This is a genomic window from Actinoplanes sp. G11-F43, assembly GCF_050589265.1.
Lineage (GTDB): Bacteria > Actinomycetota > Actinomycetes > Mycobacteriales > Micromonosporaceae > Actinoplanes.
Genome location: NZ_JBNZCE010000005.1, coordinates 316269 through 332217, shown reverse-complemented (window position 1 = coordinate 332217; position 15949 = coordinate 316269). Strand labels below are relative to the sequence as shown.

At 70.1% G+C, this 15949-nt stretch carries 18 protein-coding genes and 1 pseudogene; 8 read left to right on the top strand and 11 right to left on the bottom strand.

The features are described from left to right. Window positions 1-19 precede the first annotated feature (19 nt). Window positions 20-1192 (top strand): FxsB family cyclophane-forming radical SAM/SPASM peptide maturase, encoded by a 1173-nt coding sequence (locus ACQ0O7_RS06690; RefSeq protein ID WP_430780867.1) that lies wholly within the window; start codon window positions 20-22, stop codon window positions 1190-1192. Window positions 1193-1229: 37 nt separating this feature from the next. On the opposite strand, the gene ACQ0O7_RS06685 is transcribed toward ACQ0O7_RS06690, so the two are convergent. Then, window positions 1230-1394, bottom strand: coding sequence for a hypothetical protein (locus tag ACQ0O7_RS06685; RefSeq protein ID WP_430780866.1), 165 nt, complete (start codon window positions 1392-1394; stop codon window positions 1230-1232). Window positions 1395-1451: 57 nt separating this feature from the next. On the opposite strand from ACQ0O7_RS06685, the gene ACQ0O7_RS06680 reads away from it, so the two are divergent. Continuing rightward, entirely contained in the window at window positions 1452-1793 is a 342-nt protein-coding gene (locus tag ACQ0O7_RS06680) for a helix-turn-helix domain-containing protein (protein WP_430780865.1), read from the top strand. Window positions 1794-1835: 42 nt separating this feature from the next. Here the strand turns inward: ACQ0O7_RS06680 and ACQ0O7_RS06675 are convergent, their stop codons facing one another. Genes ACQ0O7_RS06675 through ACQ0O7_RS06665 form a run of 3 tightly spaced genes read right to left on the bottom strand, consistent with a single transcriptional unit; the run spans window position 1836 to window position 4956 of the window. Beyond that, on the bottom strand, window positions 1836-2924 hold the full coding sequence (locus tag ACQ0O7_RS06675; protein WP_430780864.1) for an alcohol dehydrogenase catalytic domain-containing protein: 1089 nt from the start codon (window positions 2922-2924) through the stop codon (window positions 1836-1838). After that, window positions 2921-4330, bottom strand: coding sequence for an aldehyde dehydrogenase family protein (locus ACQ0O7_RS06670; protein ID WP_430780863.1), 1410 nt, complete (start codon window positions 4328-4330; stop codon window positions 2921-2923). The genes ACQ0O7_RS06675 and ACQ0O7_RS06670 overlap by 4 nt, the downstream gene beginning before the upstream one ends. Beyond that, a complete protein-coding gene (locus tag ACQ0O7_RS06665) occupies window positions 4327-4956 on the bottom strand; it encodes a TetR/AcrR family transcriptional regulator (RefSeq protein WP_430780862.1) in 630 nt (209 codons plus the stop codon). Before ACQ0O7_RS06665 ends, ACQ0O7_RS06670 begins: the two co-directional genes overlap by 4 nt. A 101-nt stretch (window positions 4957-5057) precedes the next feature. On the opposite strand from ACQ0O7_RS06665, the gene ACQ0O7_RS06660 reads away from it, so the two are divergent. Continuing rightward, window positions 5058-6593 (top strand): long-chain-fatty-acid--CoA ligase, encoded by a 1536-nt coding sequence (locus ACQ0O7_RS06660; protein WP_430780861.1) that lies wholly within the window; start codon window positions 5058-5060, stop codon window positions 6591-6593. Here the strand turns inward: ACQ0O7_RS06660 and ACQ0O7_RS06655 are convergent. Further along, on the bottom strand, window positions 6590-7009 hold the full coding sequence (locus tag ACQ0O7_RS06655; protein WP_430780860.1) for a (deoxy)nucleoside triphosphate pyrophosphohydrolase: 420 nt from the start codon (window positions 7007-7009) through the stop codon (window positions 6590-6592). The two genes, ACQ0O7_RS06660 and ACQ0O7_RS06655, sit on opposite strands and share 4 nt — an antisense overlap. A 183-nt stretch (window positions 7010-7192) precedes the next feature. Here ACQ0O7_RS06655 and ACQ0O7_RS06650 point away from each other — a divergent pair, with 183 nt between their 5' ends. Continuing rightward, window positions 7193-7504, top strand: a complete 312-nt coding sequence (locus ACQ0O7_RS06650; protein ID WP_430780859.1) for a 4a-hydroxytetrahydrobiopterin dehydratase — start codon at window positions 7193-7195, stop codon at window positions 7502-7504. A 25-nt stretch (window positions 7505-7529) separates the two neighbouring features. After that, window positions 7530-7892 (top strand): PH domain-containing protein, encoded by a 363-nt coding sequence (locus tag ACQ0O7_RS06645; protein WP_430780858.1) that lies wholly within the window; start codon window positions 7530-7532, stop codon window positions 7890-7892. Window positions 7893-7896: 4 nt separating this feature from the next. Here ACQ0O7_RS06645 and ACQ0O7_RS06640 read toward each other — a convergent pair whose 3' ends face one another. From ACQ0O7_RS06640 to ACQ0O7_RS06630, 3 genes are read right to left on the bottom strand one after another with little or no spacing between them, the layout of a single operon-like run. Continuing rightward, entirely contained in the window at window positions 7897-8634 is a 738-nt protein-coding gene (locus tag ACQ0O7_RS06640) for a Type 1 glutamine amidotransferase-like domain-containing protein (RefSeq protein WP_430780857.1), read from the bottom strand. Then, on the bottom strand, window positions 8631-9464 hold the full coding sequence (locus ACQ0O7_RS06635; RefSeq protein ID WP_430780856.1) for a nucleotidyltransferase domain-containing protein: 834 nt from the start codon (window positions 9462-9464) through the stop codon (window positions 8631-8633). Before ACQ0O7_RS06635 ends, ACQ0O7_RS06640 begins: the two co-directional genes overlap by 4 nt. A 37-nt stretch (window positions 9465-9501) precedes the next feature. After that, window positions 9502-10524: a G5 domain-containing protein gene (locus tag ACQ0O7_RS06630; protein WP_430780855.1), complete on the bottom strand. Its 1023-nt coding sequence runs from the start codon at window positions 10522-10524 to the stop codon at window positions 9502-9504. Between the two features lie 222 nt (window positions 10525-10746). Between ACQ0O7_RS06630 and ACQ0O7_RS06625 the strand changes: the two genes are divergently transcribed. Continuing rightward, complete coding sequence (locus tag ACQ0O7_RS06625; RefSeq protein WP_430780854.1) at window positions 10747-11199, top strand: MarR family winged helix-turn-helix transcriptional regulator; 453 nt, start codon at window positions 10747-10749, stop codon at window positions 11197-11199. Between the two features lie 46 nt (window positions 11200-11245). Further along, the gene (locus tag ACQ0O7_RS06620; protein ID WP_430780853.1) at window positions 11246-11887 is read left to right on the top strand and encodes a phosphoesterase PA-phosphatase; all 642 of its coding nucleotides are present in this window, start codon (window positions 11246-11248) and stop codon (window positions 11885-11887) included. A 30-nt stretch (window positions 11888-11917) separates the two neighbouring features. Here ACQ0O7_RS06620 and ACQ0O7_RS06615 read toward each other — a convergent pair whose 3' ends face one another. From ACQ0O7_RS06615 to ACQ0O7_RS06605, 3 genes are all read right to left on the bottom strand, one after another. After that, window positions 11918-12217, bottom strand: coding sequence for a DUF1905 domain-containing protein (locus tag ACQ0O7_RS06615; protein WP_430780852.1), 300 nt, complete (start codon window positions 12215-12217; stop codon window positions 11918-11920). A 149-nt stretch (window positions 12218-12366) separates the two neighbouring features. Next, window positions 12367-13452, bottom strand: a complete 1086-nt coding sequence (gene ychF / locus ACQ0O7_RS06610; protein WP_430780851.1) for a redox-regulated ATPase YchF — start codon at window positions 13450-13452, stop codon at window positions 12367-12369. A 35-nt stretch (window positions 13453-13487) separates the two neighbouring features. Next, the gene (locus ACQ0O7_RS06605) at window positions 13488-14279 is read right to left on the bottom strand and encodes an alpha/beta fold hydrolase (RefSeq protein WP_430780850.1); all 792 of its coding nucleotides are present in this window, start codon (window positions 14277-14279) and stop codon (window positions 13488-13490) included. A 111-nt stretch (window positions 14280-14390) separates the two neighbouring features. Between ACQ0O7_RS06605 and ACQ0O7_RS06600 the strand changes: the two are divergent. Continuing rightward, window positions 14391-15408, top strand: a pseudogene (locus ACQ0O7_RS06600) (bifunctional transcriptional activator/DNA repair enzyme AdaA); the annotation flags it as partial. Window positions 15409-15949: the final 541 nt, after the last annotated feature.

Below are 15949 nucleotides of genomic sequence, written 5' to 3'. Positions count from 1 at the left end.
GTCCGGCGACAATGGGCCGATGTGGCCGCTGACCGATCTCGACGTGCCGGCTCTGCGGACCGGCGGATGGCGGCCGACACCGATCCGCGAGGTGGTTCTCAAGGTCCATCAGCGGTGCAATCTGGCCTGCGACTACTGCTACGTCTACACGATGGCGGACCAGAGCTGGCGGGACCGGCCGCGGGTGATCGACCGCGGCACCTGGCTGGCCGCCGCCGAACGGATGGCCGAGCACGCCCGCGCCCATGATCTGCCGTGGATGCGGCTGGTGCTGCACGGTGGGGAGCCGCTGCTGATGGGGGCGGCCGGGCTGGGCACGCTGATCGGCGACTTCCGGGCCGCGCTCGGCGACGTCCGGCTGGACGTGCGGATGCAGACCAACGGGGTGTTGCTCGACGAGGCCGTTCTGGACGTGTTGCGGGTGCACGAGGTCGGGATCGGCGTGAGTCTGGACGGGACGGCCGCGGACAACGACAGGCATCGGCGGCTGCCCGGCGGGCGGGGCAGTTTCCGCGCCGTCGATCGGGCGTTGCGGCTGCTCAGTGGCGATCCGTCGTTCGCCGGGATCCTGTGTACGGTGGATCCGTCGACTGATCCGGTGGCGTGTTACGAGACGCTGGTGTCGTATCGGCCGCCGATGATCGATCTGTTGCTTCCGCATGCCAACTGGGTTGATCCGCCGGGGCGGGAGGCGGGGCCGACCCCGTACGCCAATTGGTTGATCTCGATTTTTGACCGTTGGTATGACGCCCCGCGGCAACCGACCGCCATCCGGCTCTTCGACGATCTGATCGCGCTGGCTCTGGGCGGGGCGGGGAGTTCCGAGCAGGCCGGGCTGAGTCCGGTCGCGGTGCTGGTGGTGGAGACCGACGGTGCGATCGAGCAGGCCGATTCGCTGAAGTCGGCGTTTCCCGGGGCGTGTGACACCGGTTTGTCGGTGATGTCCGACCCGTTCGACGCGGCCCTGGAGCATCCGGGGGTGGTGGCGCGTCAGATCGGGTTGCGGGCGCTGGCCGCGACCTGCCGCACCTGCCCGGTCCGGGCGATCTGCGGCGGCGGCCATTACGCCCACCGTTTCCACCCGGAGACGGGTTTCCGCAGCCCATCGGTCTACTGCCCGGACATGCTGCACCTGATCAACCACATCACCGGCAGGGTCGGCGCCGACTTGCGCGCTCACTCGATCGGCTGATCACGCACTGTGTCCGCCAGACCGGGTATAGCATTGACTAATCCTCCTCGCCGTGAAGGAATGGAAGATCTTCGTTACGAGTGAGTTCCGCGCCTGGCAACGAGGTCTGGATGGGCTCACTCGCGCACAGATAGTCGTTGCCATCGATCAGCTGGCCGATTTCGGTCCGGCCCTCGGGCGGCCGCTGGTCGACCGGGTTCACGGCTCGGCGGTGCACAACATGAAGGAGTTGCGAGGCGGACCGAGAGGAGGACGACCGATGAGCAGATTTCACGACTGGACCGATGTCCGCGCCGAGATCGTCGCCGAGTTGGGCGGTGAGGAGAAGATCGCCGAGGCCCGGCGCCAGACGCAGGCCTACATCGACGGCTACCGCCTCGCCGAGCGGCGCAAGACGATCGGCATGTCGCAGGCGCAGGTCGCTGAGCGGATGGGTGTCACCAAGGGCCGGGTCTCGCAGATCGAGGGCGGTGATGTGTCGACCGTGGAGGTTCTGGCCCGTTACGTGCAGGCCCTCGGCGGCCACCTTCAGATCTCCGCGGTCTTCGGTGACGACATGCACATACTGCGCAGCGCCGACCCGGAGCCCGAGGCAGCCTGAGGAACGCGGTGGGCCCTGACCGAAAAGGCCCACCGCGCACTCTCAGAGGACGGCGACCGAGCGGGCGCCCTCGCCCCGGGCCATCCGGGTGAAGGCGTCCGGGATGTCGGCCAGGGTGATCCGGTCGGTGATCAGGTGGTCGAGGTTGAGCCGGCCGTCCAGGACGTCGCGCGCCAGGGCCGGGACCTCCAGGTCGGTGTCGGCCTGACCATAAACGGACGCTTTCAAGGTGCGCGCCGAGCTGAAGATGTCCAGCGCGGCCAGCTGGACCATGTCGTCGGCGGCGCCCATGCCGACCACGGTGACCTGGCCGCCGCGGCGGGTTGCGCGCCAGGCGGCGCGGATGGTGGACGCCCGGCCGACACATTCGATGGCATGGTCGGCACCCCGCTTTTCGGTCAGCGCCCGGACCTCCTTGGAGAGGGCGTCGGAGGAGACCAGGAAGTCGGTGGCGCCGGCCGCCTCGGCCAGGCCCTTCTTGGCCTCGCTGACGTCGACGGCGATCACCGGGCCGGCTCCGGCGGCGCGGGCCGCGGCGACCGCCGACAGGCCGACCCCGCCGAGGCCGATGACCAGGACGGATTCGCCGGGGCGGACGCCTGCGGTGTTGCGGACGGCGCCGCTGCCGGTGAGGACGGAGCAACCGAGCAGGGCGGCCAGATCAAAACCCAGTTGCGGGGGTACGGCCACCACCGCGTTCTCCGGGGCCACCACCTGTTCGGCGAACGCTCCGAGGCCGAGTGTCACGTGCACCGGGGCGCCGTCCAGGGTCATTCCGTTCTCCAGCGCGGCCACCCCGGACGAGGTGCTGCACAGCCATGGCTGGCCGTGCTCGCAGAACCAGCAGTTCCGGCAGGCCGGCTGCCAGTTGAGCACCACGTGATCGCCGACCCGGACCCGGCTGACCCGGTCGCCGATCTCGACGACCTGACCGGCCGCCTCGTGGCCGAGGACGAGCGGGTGCGGTGGCCGCAACGTACCGTTGATCATGGAAAGGTCGGAGTGGCAGACACCCGCGGCGCGGATCTCGACCCGCACCTGACCGGGACCGATCACGGGCAGCCGGAGTTCTTCGATGGTGGCCGGGACTCCGGGGTCGCGGACGACCAGCCCGCGCGCGTAGTGGGTCATCGCTGAATAGCCTTCACCTGCGAGAACTCGGCGAGCCCGTAGGCGCCCAGCTCACGACCGATCCCGGACTGCTTGTAACCGCCGAACGGGGCGAACGGGTTGAACGAGCCGCCGTTGACGTCGACGGCGCCGGTGCGCAGCCGCCGGGCCACCGCGAGGGCCCGCTCGCTGGAGCCCCAGACCGCGCCGGCCAGCCCGTACTTCGAGTTGTTGGCGATCGCCACCGCCTCGTCGTCGTCACCGAACGGGATGATCGACAGCACCGGGCCGAAGATCTCCTCCTGGGCGATCTCGCTGTCCGGGTCGACGTCGGCGAAGACGGTCGGCGCGACGAAGTGCCCGGTGGACGGCACCGGAGCGTCCAGGCCGCCGGCCACCAGCCGGGCCGAGGCGCGCTCGATGAAGCCGCGGACCCGGGCGCGCTGGCCGGCCGAGGCGAGCGGGCCGAGCCGGGTGGCCGGGTCGAACGGGTCACCGAGGGGGTAGCCGGCGGCCGTCTTGGCGGCGAGTTCGACGGCGTCGTCGTAGTGGGAGCGGTGCACCAGCATGCGGGTCCACGCGGTGCAGGTCTGGCCGGAGTTGAGGAACGCGTTGCCGACCCCGACCTTGACCGCCTTGACCAGGTCGGCGTCGTCCAGGATCAGGTTGGCGGACTTGCCGCCCAGCTCCAGCGACACCTTGGCGATCCGGTCGGCGGCGGCGTGGCTGATCGCCCGGCCGGTCGCGGTGGAGCCGGTGAACGAGACCATGTCGACGTCCGGGTGCCCGGCGATGGCCGAGCCGACCACCGGGCCGGTCCCGGCGACCAGGTTGAACACCCCGGGCGGCAACCCGGCCTCGGCGACCGCGTCGGCCAGCAGGTAAGCGGTCAGCGGGGTCAGCTCGCTGGGTTTGAGCACCACCGTGTTGCCGGCCGCCAGGGCCGCGCCGACCTTGGCGACGACCTGGTGCAACGGGTAGTTCCACGGGGTGATCGCGCCGACCACGCCGACCGGTTCGCGCACCACCAGCGAGTTGCCGATCACCTCGTCGGCGGGTGGATGGGCGGCGAGTTCGGCATACCCGGCGAGGACGGTGAGGGGCAGGCCGGCCTGGACCACTTTGGCGATCTTGAGAGGGGTGCCCAGTTCGAGTCCGACGATCCGGGCGATCTCGTCCGCCCGGGCCAGCAGCGCCCGGTGCAGCCGGTCCAGTGCGGTGCCGCGCTCGGCCGGGGTCAGCGCCGCCCAGCCGGCCAGGGCCTGGTGGGCGGCGGAGACCGCGAGGTTCACGTCTTCGGCCGTGCCGGCCGGCACATGCCCGAACACCTCCTCGGTGTACGGGTTCTCCACCTCGATCCGGTCGCCGGAGTCGGGCGGCACGAAGGCGCCCCCGATCCAGTGCTCGTCGCGGAAGACCGACGTCATCGGCGTACCCCCTGGTCGTAGCGGTCGGAGAGGCTGTCGATCAGCAGATCCAGCCCGAGTTCGAAGGCGCCCTCGTCGACCGCGTCACGGTGTGCGGCGAGTTCGTGGGCGCGGTGCAGGTGCGGATAGCGGCCGTACAGGCCCGGGTCGTCCTCGAACCCGAGCGCGAACGAGCCGAGCGCGGAGCCGGTGATCAGATAGCGCATCAGCGCGCCGATGTGGGTGGCCCGGGCCCGGGACCAGCCGGCGTCGACGAGCGCGCCGAAGACCGCCTCGGCCATGGCCAGACCGGCCGGACGGCGGCCCGGCCCGGTGGCCAGGACCGGCACGATGTTCGGATGCGCGGAGAGGACCGCGTGGTACGACTTCGCCCACAGCCGCAGCCCCTCCCGCCAGTCGGTGTCCTGGAAGCCCGAGATGTCGACCTGTGCGACCACCGCCTCGGCGACCGCGTCGACGATCTCCGCCTTGGTGGCGAAGTGGTTGTAGAGCGACGGCCCCTGCACCCCCAGCTCGGTGGCGAGGCGCCGCATCGAGCACGCGTCGATGCCCTCGGCGTCGATCAGGCCGGCCGCCGCTTCGACGATGCGCTCCCTGGTGAGCAGTGCCTGCCGAGGCCGAGCCATGAGAACTCCCGGACGAGACACGAATCAACACTGGACGTGTAAAAACTTACGCCGCTAGTTTAGGCACAGCTGCGACGTACATCACTAAAGAGGAGTACGAGATGACGACGCTATCCCTCGCCACCGTTCTCGCCGAGGCCGCGCGCCGGTACCCCGAAAAGGTAGCGATCGTCGACGAAGCGGGCGGCCGAATCAGCTATCGCGACCTCTGGGCGCAGACCCGGTCGTACGCCGCCGGGTTGTCGGATCTCGGGGTCGGCCCCGGCAGCACGGTCGCCGTGATGATTCCGAACGTCGCCGACTTCCCGCGTGTCTACTACGCGGCGCTGGCCGTCGGCGCCCGGATCGTGCCGGTCTCGCTGCTGCTCAACGCCGAGGAGGTCGGCTACGTCCTCAGCGACAGCGGCGCCGACCTGCTGGTCACCCACTCCGCGTTCCTGCAGGTCGGGGCGGGTGCGGCGGCCGCGACCGGCACCCGCCTGGTCAACGTCGGGCCGCTCCCGGCCGATCTGCCGCAGTACCCGCCGCGGCTGGAGGAGATCGCGGACGGCAAGCAACCCCTGCGGACGTACGTGACCCGCGAGGCCGAGGACGTCGCGGTGATCCTCTACACCAGTGGCACCACCGGCAAACCGAAGGGCGCCCTGCTCACCCACCTCAACCTGGTGATGAACGCGGCCGTCAACGTCTTCGACGTGCACCCGCTGAACGCCGACGACGTGGTGATGGGCTGCCTGCCGCTGTTCCACACGTTCGGCCAGACGGTCGGCATGAACGCCACGTTCCGGCTGGGCGGGACGCTGGTGCTGCTGCCCCGGTTCACCGGCGAGGCGGCGATCGAGCTGATGATCCGGGAGCGGGTGACGATCTTCCACGGTGTGCCGACGATGTACATCGGCCTGCTGGAGGCGGCGGCGAAGGCCGAGCGGCTGCCACAGCTGCGGCTCTGCGTCTCCGGTGGGGCGTCGCTGCCGGTGGCGGTGCTGGAGAAGTTCGCCGCGGCGTTCGGTTCGACCGTCTGGGAGGGTTACGGGCTCAGCGAGACGTCCCCGACGGCCACCACCAACCAGCCCGCCTTCGGCGCGAAACCGGGCACCGTCGGCCACCCGGTCTGGGGTGTCGAGGTGGAGATCGCCCGCCCGGAGGTGCCGGAGCGCATCGAGTTCCTGCCCGACGGCGAACTGGGCGAGATCGTGATCCGCGGGCACAACGTCTTCGCCGGCTACCTGAACCGGCCGGAGGCCACCGCCGAGGCGATCGTCGACGGCTGGTTCCGCACCGGTGACCTGGGCGTTCGCGACGAGAAGGGCTTCATCAGCATCGTCGACCGGACCAAGGACCTGATCATCCGGGGCGGCTTCAACGTCTACCCGCGGGAGGTGGAGGAGGTGCTGGCCCGGCACCCCGGCATCCAGCAGGTGGCGGTGATCGGGGTGGCCGACGAGACGCTCGGTGAGGAGATCTGCGCGGTGGTGGTCCCGGCCGACACCTCACTCACCGAGCCGGACCTGATCGAGTGGTCGAAGCAGCACCTGGGCAAGCTCAAGTACCCGCGTCAGGTGCGCTTCGCCGAGTCGCTGCCGCTCGGGCCGAGCATGAAGGTGCTGAAGCGGGAGCTGCGCAAGCAGTACCCCTAGAGCAGTCTCGGCAGCTCCGCCACGATCGGCACGTCGGCGGGCAGCCACGGCACGCTGTCCAGCTGGTCCACGGTCAGCCAGCGCATGGAGCGGTGCTCCAGCGCCTCCGGGACGTCCCCGCCGAGCAACTCGACGGCGTACACCCGGAGCACGGCCCGGCCGTGGGCCAGTGGCACGTCGGGGCCGACCCGGTCACCCACCGCCACCCGGACGCCCAGCTCCTCCACGCACTCGCGGGCCAGCGCCGCCTGCTCGCTCTCCCCCGGCTCGACCTTGCCGCCCGGGAACTCCCAGCGCCCGGCCGCCTCGGGCGGCGCGCTGCGCTCACACGCCAGCACGCGTCCAGCGGTGATGATCACAGCCGCAACGATCACCCTGGGTGATGTCGAAGGCTTGACGTATTGTTCGGGCCGCATGTGGTCAAAGATCTCACGAAACTTCATCGTTCAGGTTGCCCGATGGTGCCCTGATCGTCACGCAAACACGGATATGTGGGCGTGGACAGAGATGTCCGAAGCGACGAAACTGTGGGACACCGACCATGACGACTCGGCGACAGTTCGGCCACAAGCCGGCAACGACGCTAAGGGGGTGCGGCAGTGCGGGCCAGAAAACGCCGGGACTCCGACTCGGATTATCTCAGCGACGCTCTAGCTCTGTTGGGCGGATGGACCCGTGACGGCGTCCAGCTCCGCCGTGAACTGGCATGCGACGACAGTCAGCACGCCGCCTTGACCGAACGTATCAAGGTGGCCGCCGACACGTTGCACATCCGGCCGACGATCAAGCGATCCGACGGTCACACACAGATCTGTCTGGGCCCGCCGGACGGTATGACCATCACCGACGGTGAGGTCACCCTGGCCGCCCGGATCGAGGACTTCTATCGCACGGTCGTCGAGACCCCATAGATCATCGACGGTTACGCTGCCCGGCATGACTGACGTGGTTTACGACAACAAGGGTCAGCTCGAGCAGATCCAGGACGGCCTGCTGGACGGCGAGACGATCATCGCCGTCTACGACGCGATCGGCGCCGGGACCGGTTTCATCGGCCTGACCAACCGGCGCATCATCATCCAGGACAAGTCCTACGTGGGTAAGCGTTTCGCCATCACCAGCATCCCGTACTCCAAGGTGAGCAGCGTCAGCGTGGTCAGCAACAAGAGCTGGGCCGGCCAGTTCTTCTCCTCCGGCACCATCGCCATCGCGGTCGGCACCCACACGTACGAGGTGGAGTTCCGCGGCTCGGAGAAGACCCACCACGTACACAACGTGATCCTGAACTACGCCTCCTGAGCAGTCAGGAGGTGAGCAGGCGTGTCGGCAGCGGAGTCTCGGTCACCGTCCCGTCGGCGGCACGCCTCACCTCGTACGCAAGCTTGCCCTCCTGATCGGTGACCGCCTCGGACAGTGACGTGCCGCGATAGATCAGCCCCGCGCCGTCGTCGGTGGCGTAGCCATCGCCCAGCGTGCCGTCCCCGACCAGCCGGTGCATCGTCGGCCGGCGCCGCGCCTCGTTGTCGTAGTGCACCCCGTTGCTGAACGGCAGGAAACCCAGCCCGTCGGTGAACCCGCGCAGCTCCAGGCCGAAACTGTCGGTGCTGCCACCCTGATGCCAGCAGATCGAGCCGGCCGAGACACCGCTCAGCACCACACCCTTCTGCCACGCCTCGTGCAGGATCTCGTCCAGGCCGTGCACCCGCCAGACCGCGCACAGGTTCGCCACACTGCCGCCGTCCACCCAGATGATGTCCTGGGCGAGCAGGTGGGCGCGCATGTCCTCGATGTTCGGCATCGGGAAGAGCTGCAGGTGGGACATGGTGAACTCGGTCCCGGCGAAGGCCGCGTAGTGGAACCCGATCCGCGCCTCCGGATCGCCGGTGGCCTGGGTCAGCACGCAGATCTTCGGATTCCTCGTGTTGTTCGCCAGCTCGGCGGCCAGGTGGTGGATCGCGCCGGGCCGCATCGCCAACGGACTGACCTGGCTGCGGCGGAAGAAGGCGCTGGTGGCGAGAATGGTGGGAGCGTCTGCGGTCACCGCATCATGATCGCGCACGCGTCGGTGGTCTCCAGCACCAGATCAGCGGCCAGGTCGATCGCCGCGGTCAGGTGGGACGGATCGGCGTCGAGCGCGGCGAAGATCGCGTCCACCCGGGACCGGAACGCGCCCGGCGCTCCCGGCAGCACGGCGGTCGCGGCCACCGCGCCCTTCTCGTTGATCAGCCAGCGCCCGGCCGCGCCGTGCAGCGCGTGGGTGAGCACCCCGACCAGCCGGAACAGACACCCGGCGACATAGGCGCTGTCCCCCCTGGTCACCGCCTTGCGCGCCACCCCGGCCAGGAAGTCCGCCTCCCACAGCCCGGCCACCAGAGCCTCCGCAAGCGGCCGGGGAAAGACCCGCACGCGACGTTGCAGGGTGGCCAGGTCGCCGGTCGGGTCGGCGAGGATCCGGGCCAGAGCCAATTCGCCTGGGTACGCGTGATCGGGCACTCCGAGCGGGTGACCGCCCTGCGTGTGGAAGCCGTATCGGCCCCGCTCGGCCTCGGCCCAGCATCGCTCCACCCGGTCGACGTCGCGATAGAGCCAGTCCACCGCGGCGCCGTCGATCCGCAGCCAGCCGCCGCCGTCCACCCACGGGCCCCACTCGCCGACCGCGGTCACCCCGGAACCCGGGCCGGCCACCTCCACGGCCAGCTCACCGAGCCGTTTCGTGTCGAGCGGTGATCGGTAGTAGAGGCCCAGGTCGTAGTCGGAGTCCTCGGTGTGGGTGCCGCGGGCCCGGCTGCCGCCGAGGACCACCCCGACGACTCCGGGCACGTCGAGCAGACGGTGGGCGATCGTGGTCAGTCTCTCGTCGGTCAGTGCCATGGTTCGATCTTCGCCCTTTGTGGACTTTTCGGCGCGCCTATTCGCTCGTCTCGCCGGCCTGTGTGTGCGTCTTGGTGTCGGCTTGCGCGTTCGCCCTGGTCTCGGCCTGTGTCTCCGTCTTGGTCTCGGCCCGTGTGTGCGCCTTGGTCTCGGCCCGTGTGTGCGCCTTGGTCTCGGCCTGTGTTTCCGCCTTCTCGCAGGCCGCTTCCAGTTTGAACGCGTTCAGGCCGCCCGGGCCCAGCAGGTCCAGGTCCTCGTCGGAGATCAGCACCCGGCCCAGCACCGTCGGTTCGCCCTTCGTCTCGCCCTTCGTCTCGTCCGGGCAGGGCGCCGACCGGCCCCATGGCAGGCAGAGGTGCAACGCCCGATCACACTCCGGATCGAACCCGAGATGCCGGCGGGAGCCGACGGCCACCACCCGGTTCTGCGGCTCCTTGGTGATCGAGCTGGTCAGCAGACGGCGGGCGGTCTGCCGGCCGTCGGTCAGGGTCACCAGGTAGCGCAGCGTCTCCTCACCGGCCCGCCCGTCGACCTCGATGCGGCGGGTGCCCCGGGGCATCGACGAGTCCCGGACCACCTCGGTGTCGAACGGAACGGCCCGGGTCTCCACATCGGTGCGGGTGGTCACCACCGGCTCGGCGGCGGACGGCTCACCGCCGGCCGTCTTCGACGCGGTGGTACGGGCCGGCCGTGGCCCGGTCCGGTCGGCCCGGTCGTCAGTCACCCGGGCCCGGCTGAGCTGGTCGGCCGTCGTCCGGGTGGTCGTGGTGGTGGTGGTGGTCCGTGCGGGCGCCGGGACGGGCGGGGTGGGCACGCCCGCGGTGGCAGCCGGGGTCGGCACCGGCGGGGTCGCACCCGGGCGCCGGGGCAGCGGCTGGGCGGCGGCCGCGGCACGGCTCACCACCTCGGGATCCTCCTCCAGCATCGGCGCGCCGAGGGTGTCGTCGACGGCGGTCTGCGTGGCAGCCGTCGTGCTCTCCGGGCCAGGTCCGAACATGGTGGCGACACCGGCCGCCGAACCACCGACCACCACGAACATCGCGGCCGCGCCGGCGGTCATCCGTACACCGAACGGAAGCCGAGCCCACCAAGACTTTCGTGGCATTTCGAGCAGATCCTGCCAAGAGTCACTAGTTGTCTGGTTTTGCACCAAAGCATTGTTACTTCCTCCGGCTCGCAGGCAAATGTCCTCCTGTCACTCGAAATGACGACGCCCACTCCCCACACCCACCTCCATCCGTTGCCCCGACTAGGTGCAAAGTCGGCCTTTACCATCACTGCCATGGCCGAACCCCCCGTCCCACTCACCCCCGACGAAGAGGCGGTGATGCGTGCGCTCGGCCGATTCCTGCTGGTCATGCCACGTGCGCTCGACGCCGACCTGGAACGGGAACAGCGCATGTCCGCCAGCGAGTACTCGGTCCTGCGCCACCTCTCGGAAACCCCGGGCCACCTGATGCGGATGAGTGAACTCGCCACCGCGTGCGATATGTCACTGAGCGGCATGACACGACTCGCCGGAAAACTGGAGTCACACGGCTACCTGCGCCGGGACCGCTGCCTGCAGGACGCCCGCGGCGCCAACGCGGTCCTCACCGACAAAGGCCTCACCCGCCTGCGGGAAGCCTGGCCCACCCACCTGGCCAGCGTCCGCCGGCACATCTTCGACCATCTCGACGGCCTCGACCTGCGACAGTTGGCCGACGCCTTCACCGCGATGGCCACCGACACCTGAGCCGCGGCGGCGTTTCGCATCGACCGTTCCACCAGATCGTCTTGCGATGATGGTGATCGTGCTGAACGCTGCCACCGACGAAACCCGCCGTACGCCATCCGCCCCCGGCATCCTGGACCGGATCGCGACAGTGGTCTCCGAGGTGCTGGCCCCCGCCGTGCTGGTCGCCGCCCTCCTGCTGATCGTCGGCTGGCACGCCGGCGACACCCCCGGCGTCTCCCGGTGGTGGGGGCTGCCCGGGGCGCTGTTCGCCGCGATCATCCCCCTCGGATACGTCCTGCACGGCGTCCGGCGCGGCCGGCTCACCAACCACCACATCCCGGAACGGGCGGCCCGCCGGATCCCGCTCCTGTTCGGCACCGCCTCCCTGGTGGCCGGCCTGCTCCTGATGCTGGCCCTCGGCGCACCCCGGGAGATCCTCGCGCTGCTCACCGCGGGCGGTGTCGGCCTGGCCGTGTTCGCCCTGGTCACCCACTGGTGGAAGATGTCCATCCACGCCGGCGTGGCGGCCGGCACGGTCGCCGCGCTGACCGCCGTCTACGGTCCGGTCGCCCTCGTCGGCGCCCCGTTGGTGCTGCTCGGCTGCTGGGCCCGGGTCCGGCTCACCGCGCACACGCCCGCGCAGGTGGTGGTCGGTGCGCTGGTGGGTGCCCTGATCGCCGGAACCGTCTTCCCGCTCCTGCGCTGACCTGGCCCGCCTTCACCGCGCTGGTTGTTCCTACGCCGGCTTCCTCTCGGCGGCGAGCCGCAACGCCACGGTCACCACATCTCCCTCACCGATGCCCTCGGCTCGCCGGACCGCGTCCTTGAGCGGCAGCAGATAGCGACCGTCCCGGGGAAACAGCGCGGTCCGGAACTCGGTGCCCCCGATGACGGCACGCACCGGCACCTGTCCCCAGTAGATCAGCGACCGGGCCTCTTCCTTGAGCTCAGCGCTGTCCGCCACAGGCATGGCCACGAAGTAGTACGGCGCCGGCCCACGCCACTCGATGATCTCACCGTCGAATGCCCACTCCACAGACACGAAGCCTAGTGACGGCGGGAGGATCACGCCGCTCCGAGCCGAACCCGAATGCCGCGTCGAGTGAGTCCAACGAGCAGGAAGACCGCCACCACATCAGCGGGCCCGACTCCGACGAGCCGGGCCCTCGCACCGCGGATCAGCGCTTACACGTTGAAGCGGAACTCGACGACGTCGCCGTCCTTCATCACGTAGTCCTTGCCCTCCATGCGGACCTTGCCGGCCGCCTTGGCCGCGGACATCGAACCCGCCGCCACCAGGTCGTCGAAGCTGACGATCTCGGCCTTGATGAAGCCGCGCTGGAAGTCGGAGTGGATGACCCCGGCCGCTTCGGGAGCGGTCGCGCCGACCGGAACCGTCCAGGCCCGGGCCTCCTTCGGGCCGGCCGTCAGGTAGGTCTGCAGGCCGAGCGTCTCGAAACCGACGCGGATCAGCCGGTTCAGGCCGGGCTCGCTCTGGCCGGTGGACTGCAGCAGCTCCAGCGCCTCCTCGTCGTCCAGCTCGATCAGCTCGGACTCGATCTTGGCGTCCATGAACACCGCCTCGGCCGGGGCCACCAGCGCGCGCAGCTCGTCGAGGAACGCCTCGTTGCCCAGCTCGGCCTCGTCGACGTTGAAGACGTACAGGAACGGCTTGGTGGTCAGCAGGTGCAGCTCGGCCAGCAGCTCCAGCTCCACCCCGGCCGCCTTGGCACCCTGGTAGAGCGTGACCCCGTCGTTGAGCAGCTTGAACGCGGCCTCGGCGGCGGACACCACGGGGGCCTTGTCCTTCTTGAGCTTGGCCTCCTTCTGCAGCCGGGGCAGCGCCTTCTCGACGGTCTGCAGGTCGGCCAGGATCAGCTCGGTGTTGATCGTCTCGATGTCGTCGGACGGGGAGACCTTGCCGTCGACGTGCAGCACGTTCGGGTCGGAGAAGGCGCGCACGACCTGGCAGATCGCCGACGCGTCACGGATGTTCGCCAGGAACGCGTTGCCCCGGCCCTGGCCCTTGGAGGCGCCTCGGACCAGGCCCGCGATGTCGACGAAGCTCACCGGAGCCGGGAGGATCTTCTCGCTGCCGAACAGCTCGGCGAGTTTCCCCAGTCGCTCATCCGGCAGCCCGACGACGCCGACGTTGGGCTCGATCGTCGCGAACGGGTAGTTCGCGGCGAGCACGTCGTTCTTGGTCAGGGCGTTGAACAGGGTGCTCTTGCCGACGTTGGGCAGGCCGACGATTCCGATGGTGAGGCTCACGGAACGTGAGTCTACGGGTTCGCCGGCGCCCGCCTTCAGCGGAAGAACCTCCGCAGCTCCGCGGCGACGAGTTCGGGCCGGCCACTGTCGTCGGCGGCGAGATGCCCCACACCGCTCAGGGTCACCCGCCGCACTCGCGGCAGGACCGGCTCCAGGCCGTTCAGGACCGCCGTCAGGTACGCCGGGGAACGCTCGCCCCCGAGCAACAGCGTCTCCACGTCGACCGTCGCGTACGCGCTCAACGGCCCGGCCGCGTCCTCGACGACCGCCGCGTCCAGGCGCATCGTCGGGACCAGCTCCCCTATGCCCCGGCCCGCGCCGCTGCGCATCATCAGCCCCGCCATCGGGATCAGCGCCGCCCGGGGCACGTGCCGCAGTTCTCCGGTGCCCTTGGTGACGGTCACGAACGCCGCGGCCCGGCGGCCCCGCCCCAGCTCCTTCTCGAACCGGGGCAGCCAGGCCAGTGGATCGTGACCCCCGTACTTCAATGGTGGCTCGTACAGCGCGATCCGGTCGATCGGCAGTTCCATCGCCGCACGCAGGGCGATGACCGCACCCGAGCTGAGCCCGAACACGTTCCGCGCGCCGGTCTCGTCCAGCACCGCCGCGAGGTCGTCGATCTCGGCGCGCAGGCCGTGCCCCGCCGCCGCCGGACCGCTGCGCCCACGACCTCGCCGGTCCGGCACATACACCGTGAAGTCCGTCGCCAGCGCCCGCGCCAGCCTGGTGAGGTTCGCCGACGTCTGCATGCCGCCGTGCAGCAGCACGATCTTGGGTCCACCACCGAACGCACGCCATCGGATGTCCGTCCCCGTCGTCCCAGTCATCATGCCGTCAACCTTAGTTGACATATTCCATGATCGTCAACCTGGGTTGACGTCACGGTCATGTCCGAAACCCGCCAGCCGACAGCTCTTCACCGGAGCAGACTCGATGTCATGGAGCTGGACTTCGAACACTGCTACCGGGCCGTCGACAGCCGCGACCCGCGGTTCGACGGGTGCTTCTACACCGCCGTCCGGACCACCGGGATCTACTGCCGGCCGTCCTGCCCCGCGGTCACGCCGAAACGGGAGAACGTCACGTTCTACGTCAGCGCCGCGGCCGCCCAGCGGGGTGGCTTCCGGGCCTGCCGCCGCTGCCGCCCGGACGCGGCACCCGGCTCACCGGAGTGGGACAGCCGCGCGGACACGGTCGGGCGGGCGATGCGCCTGATCGGCGACGGTGTCGTCGACCGTGACGGGGTGCCCGGGCTCGCCGCCCGCCTCGGATACACCGAACGCCACCTCAACCGAATCCTCACCGCCGAACTCGGGGCCGGGCCACTGGCCCTCGCCCGGGCCCAGCGGGCACAGACCGCCCGCATCCTGGTCGAGACGACCGAGCTGGGGCTGGCGGAGATCGCCTTCGCCGCGGGATTCGGCAGCGTACGGCAGTTCAACGACACGATGCTCGCGGTGTACGCCCGCTCGCCCAGCCAGATGCGCGAAAAACGACCGTCCGGACGGAGCGAGGCCGGAGTGGTGAACCTGCGGCTCGCATACCGCCCGCCGCTGCACGCGAGTGCGCTGCTCGGCTTCCTGGCGGCCCGAACCCTGCCCGGAGTGGACGCGGTGGTGGACGGCACGTACCACCGTGGACTGAATCTGCCACACGGCACCGCGCAGGTGGCGCTCACTCCCGGTGACCGCTGGATCCACGCCACCCTGCGTCTCGGCGACGTGCGGGATCTCGCGCCCGCGGTGGCCCGGTGCCGTCGTCTGTTGGATCTGGACGCCGATCCCGTGGCGGTGGACGCCCTGCTCGGCGCGGACCCGGCGCTGGCCGCGGCGGTCGGGGCCGAGCCGGGCGTGCGGGTCCCCCGAGCTGTGGACGGTTTCGAGACGGCGGTCCGCGCGATCGTGGGCCAGCAGGTCAGTGTGGCCGGCGCACGAACCACCCTCGTCCGAATCCTGACCGCAGCCGCAGCCCCCGGTCCCAGTTCCAGTCCTGGCGCTGGCACTGGCACTGGCACTCCGGATGAGCTCCTCGCCCCGACCCGGGGCACCGCCGGACATCTCATCGGTTCCCCTCCTGTCGATATCCATGACGCCCTTCCCGAACCGTCTCCGAGCACGGCCGTCACCCACTCCGATTTCCCGCCCCCCGAGCTCGTCGCCGGCTTCCCGTCAGCCGAGACCCCCGCCGGTCCCCGATCCGCCGAGACCAACGCCAGCTTCCGATCCGCCGAGACCAACGCCGGTCTCCCGCTGGCCATGACCGGCATCCCATCCGCCGATGCCCTCGCCGGTCTCCCGTCGGCCGTGACCAGCGTCCGATCCACCGATGCCCTCGCCGGGCTTCCGCTGGACGCAGTCATGGCCCACTTCCCGTCAACTGAGGCCTTGACCGGCTTCCCGTCAGCCGAAGTCATCGCCGGGCTGCCGGACTCCGCGTTCGGCATGCCCGCCGCGCGCCGGGCCAGCATCCGGGCCCTCGCCGAGGCGGTGGCCGACGG

Excerpts from the sequence above, each read along its gene's own strand:
- ACQ0O7_RS06690 (WP_430780867.1), top strand. The coding sequence starts at position 20 with ATGTGGCCGCTGACCGATCTCGACGTGCCGGCTCTGCGGACCGGCGGA.
- ACQ0O7_RS06680 (WP_430780865.1), top strand. The coding sequence starts at position 1,452 with ATGAGCAGATTTCACGACTGGACCGATGTCCGCGCCGAGATCGTCGCC.
- ACQ0O7_RS06675 (WP_430780864.1), bottom strand. The coding sequence starts at position 2,924 with ATGACCCACTACGCGCGCGGGCTGGTCGTCCGCGACCCCGGAGTCCCG.
- ACQ0O7_RS06670 (WP_430780863.1), bottom strand. The coding sequence starts at position 4,330 with ATGACGTCGGTCTTCCGCGACGAGCACTGGATCGGGGGCGCCTTCGTG.
- ACQ0O7_RS06665 (WP_430780862.1), bottom strand. The coding sequence starts at position 4,956 with ATGGCTCGGCCTCGGCAGGCACTGCTCACCAGGGAGCGCATCGTCGAA.
- ACQ0O7_RS06660 (WP_430780861.1), top strand. The coding sequence starts at position 5,058 with ATGACGACGCTATCCCTCGCCACCGTTCTCGCCGAGGCCGCGCGCCGG.
- ACQ0O7_RS06655 (WP_430780860.1), bottom strand. The coding sequence starts at position 7,009 with ATGCGGCCCGAACAATACGTCAAGCCTTCGACATCACCCAGGGTGATC.
- ACQ0O7_RS06645 (WP_430780858.1), top strand. The coding sequence starts at position 7,530 with ATGACTGACGTGGTTTACGACAACAAGGGTCAGCTCGAGCAGATCCAG.
- ACQ0O7_RS06635 (WP_430780856.1), bottom strand. The coding sequence starts at position 9,464 with ATGGCACTGACCGACGAGAGACTGACCACGATCGCCCACCGTCTGCTC.
- ACQ0O7_RS06630 (WP_430780855.1), bottom strand. The coding sequence starts at position 10,524 with ATGACCGCCGGCGCGGCCGCGATGTTCGTGGTGGTCGGTGGTTCGGCG.
- ACQ0O7_RS06625 (WP_430780854.1), top strand. The coding sequence starts at position 10,747 with ATGGCCGAACCCCCCGTCCCACTCACCCCCGACGAAGAGGCGGTGATG.
- ACQ0O7_RS06620 (WP_430780853.1), top strand. The coding sequence starts at position 11,246 with ATGATGGTGATCGTGCTGAACGCTGCCACCGACGAAACCCGCCGTACG.
- ACQ0O7_RS06605 (WP_430780850.1), bottom strand. The coding sequence starts at position 14,279 with ATGACTGGGACGACGGGGACGGACATCCGATGGCGTGCGTTCGGTGGT.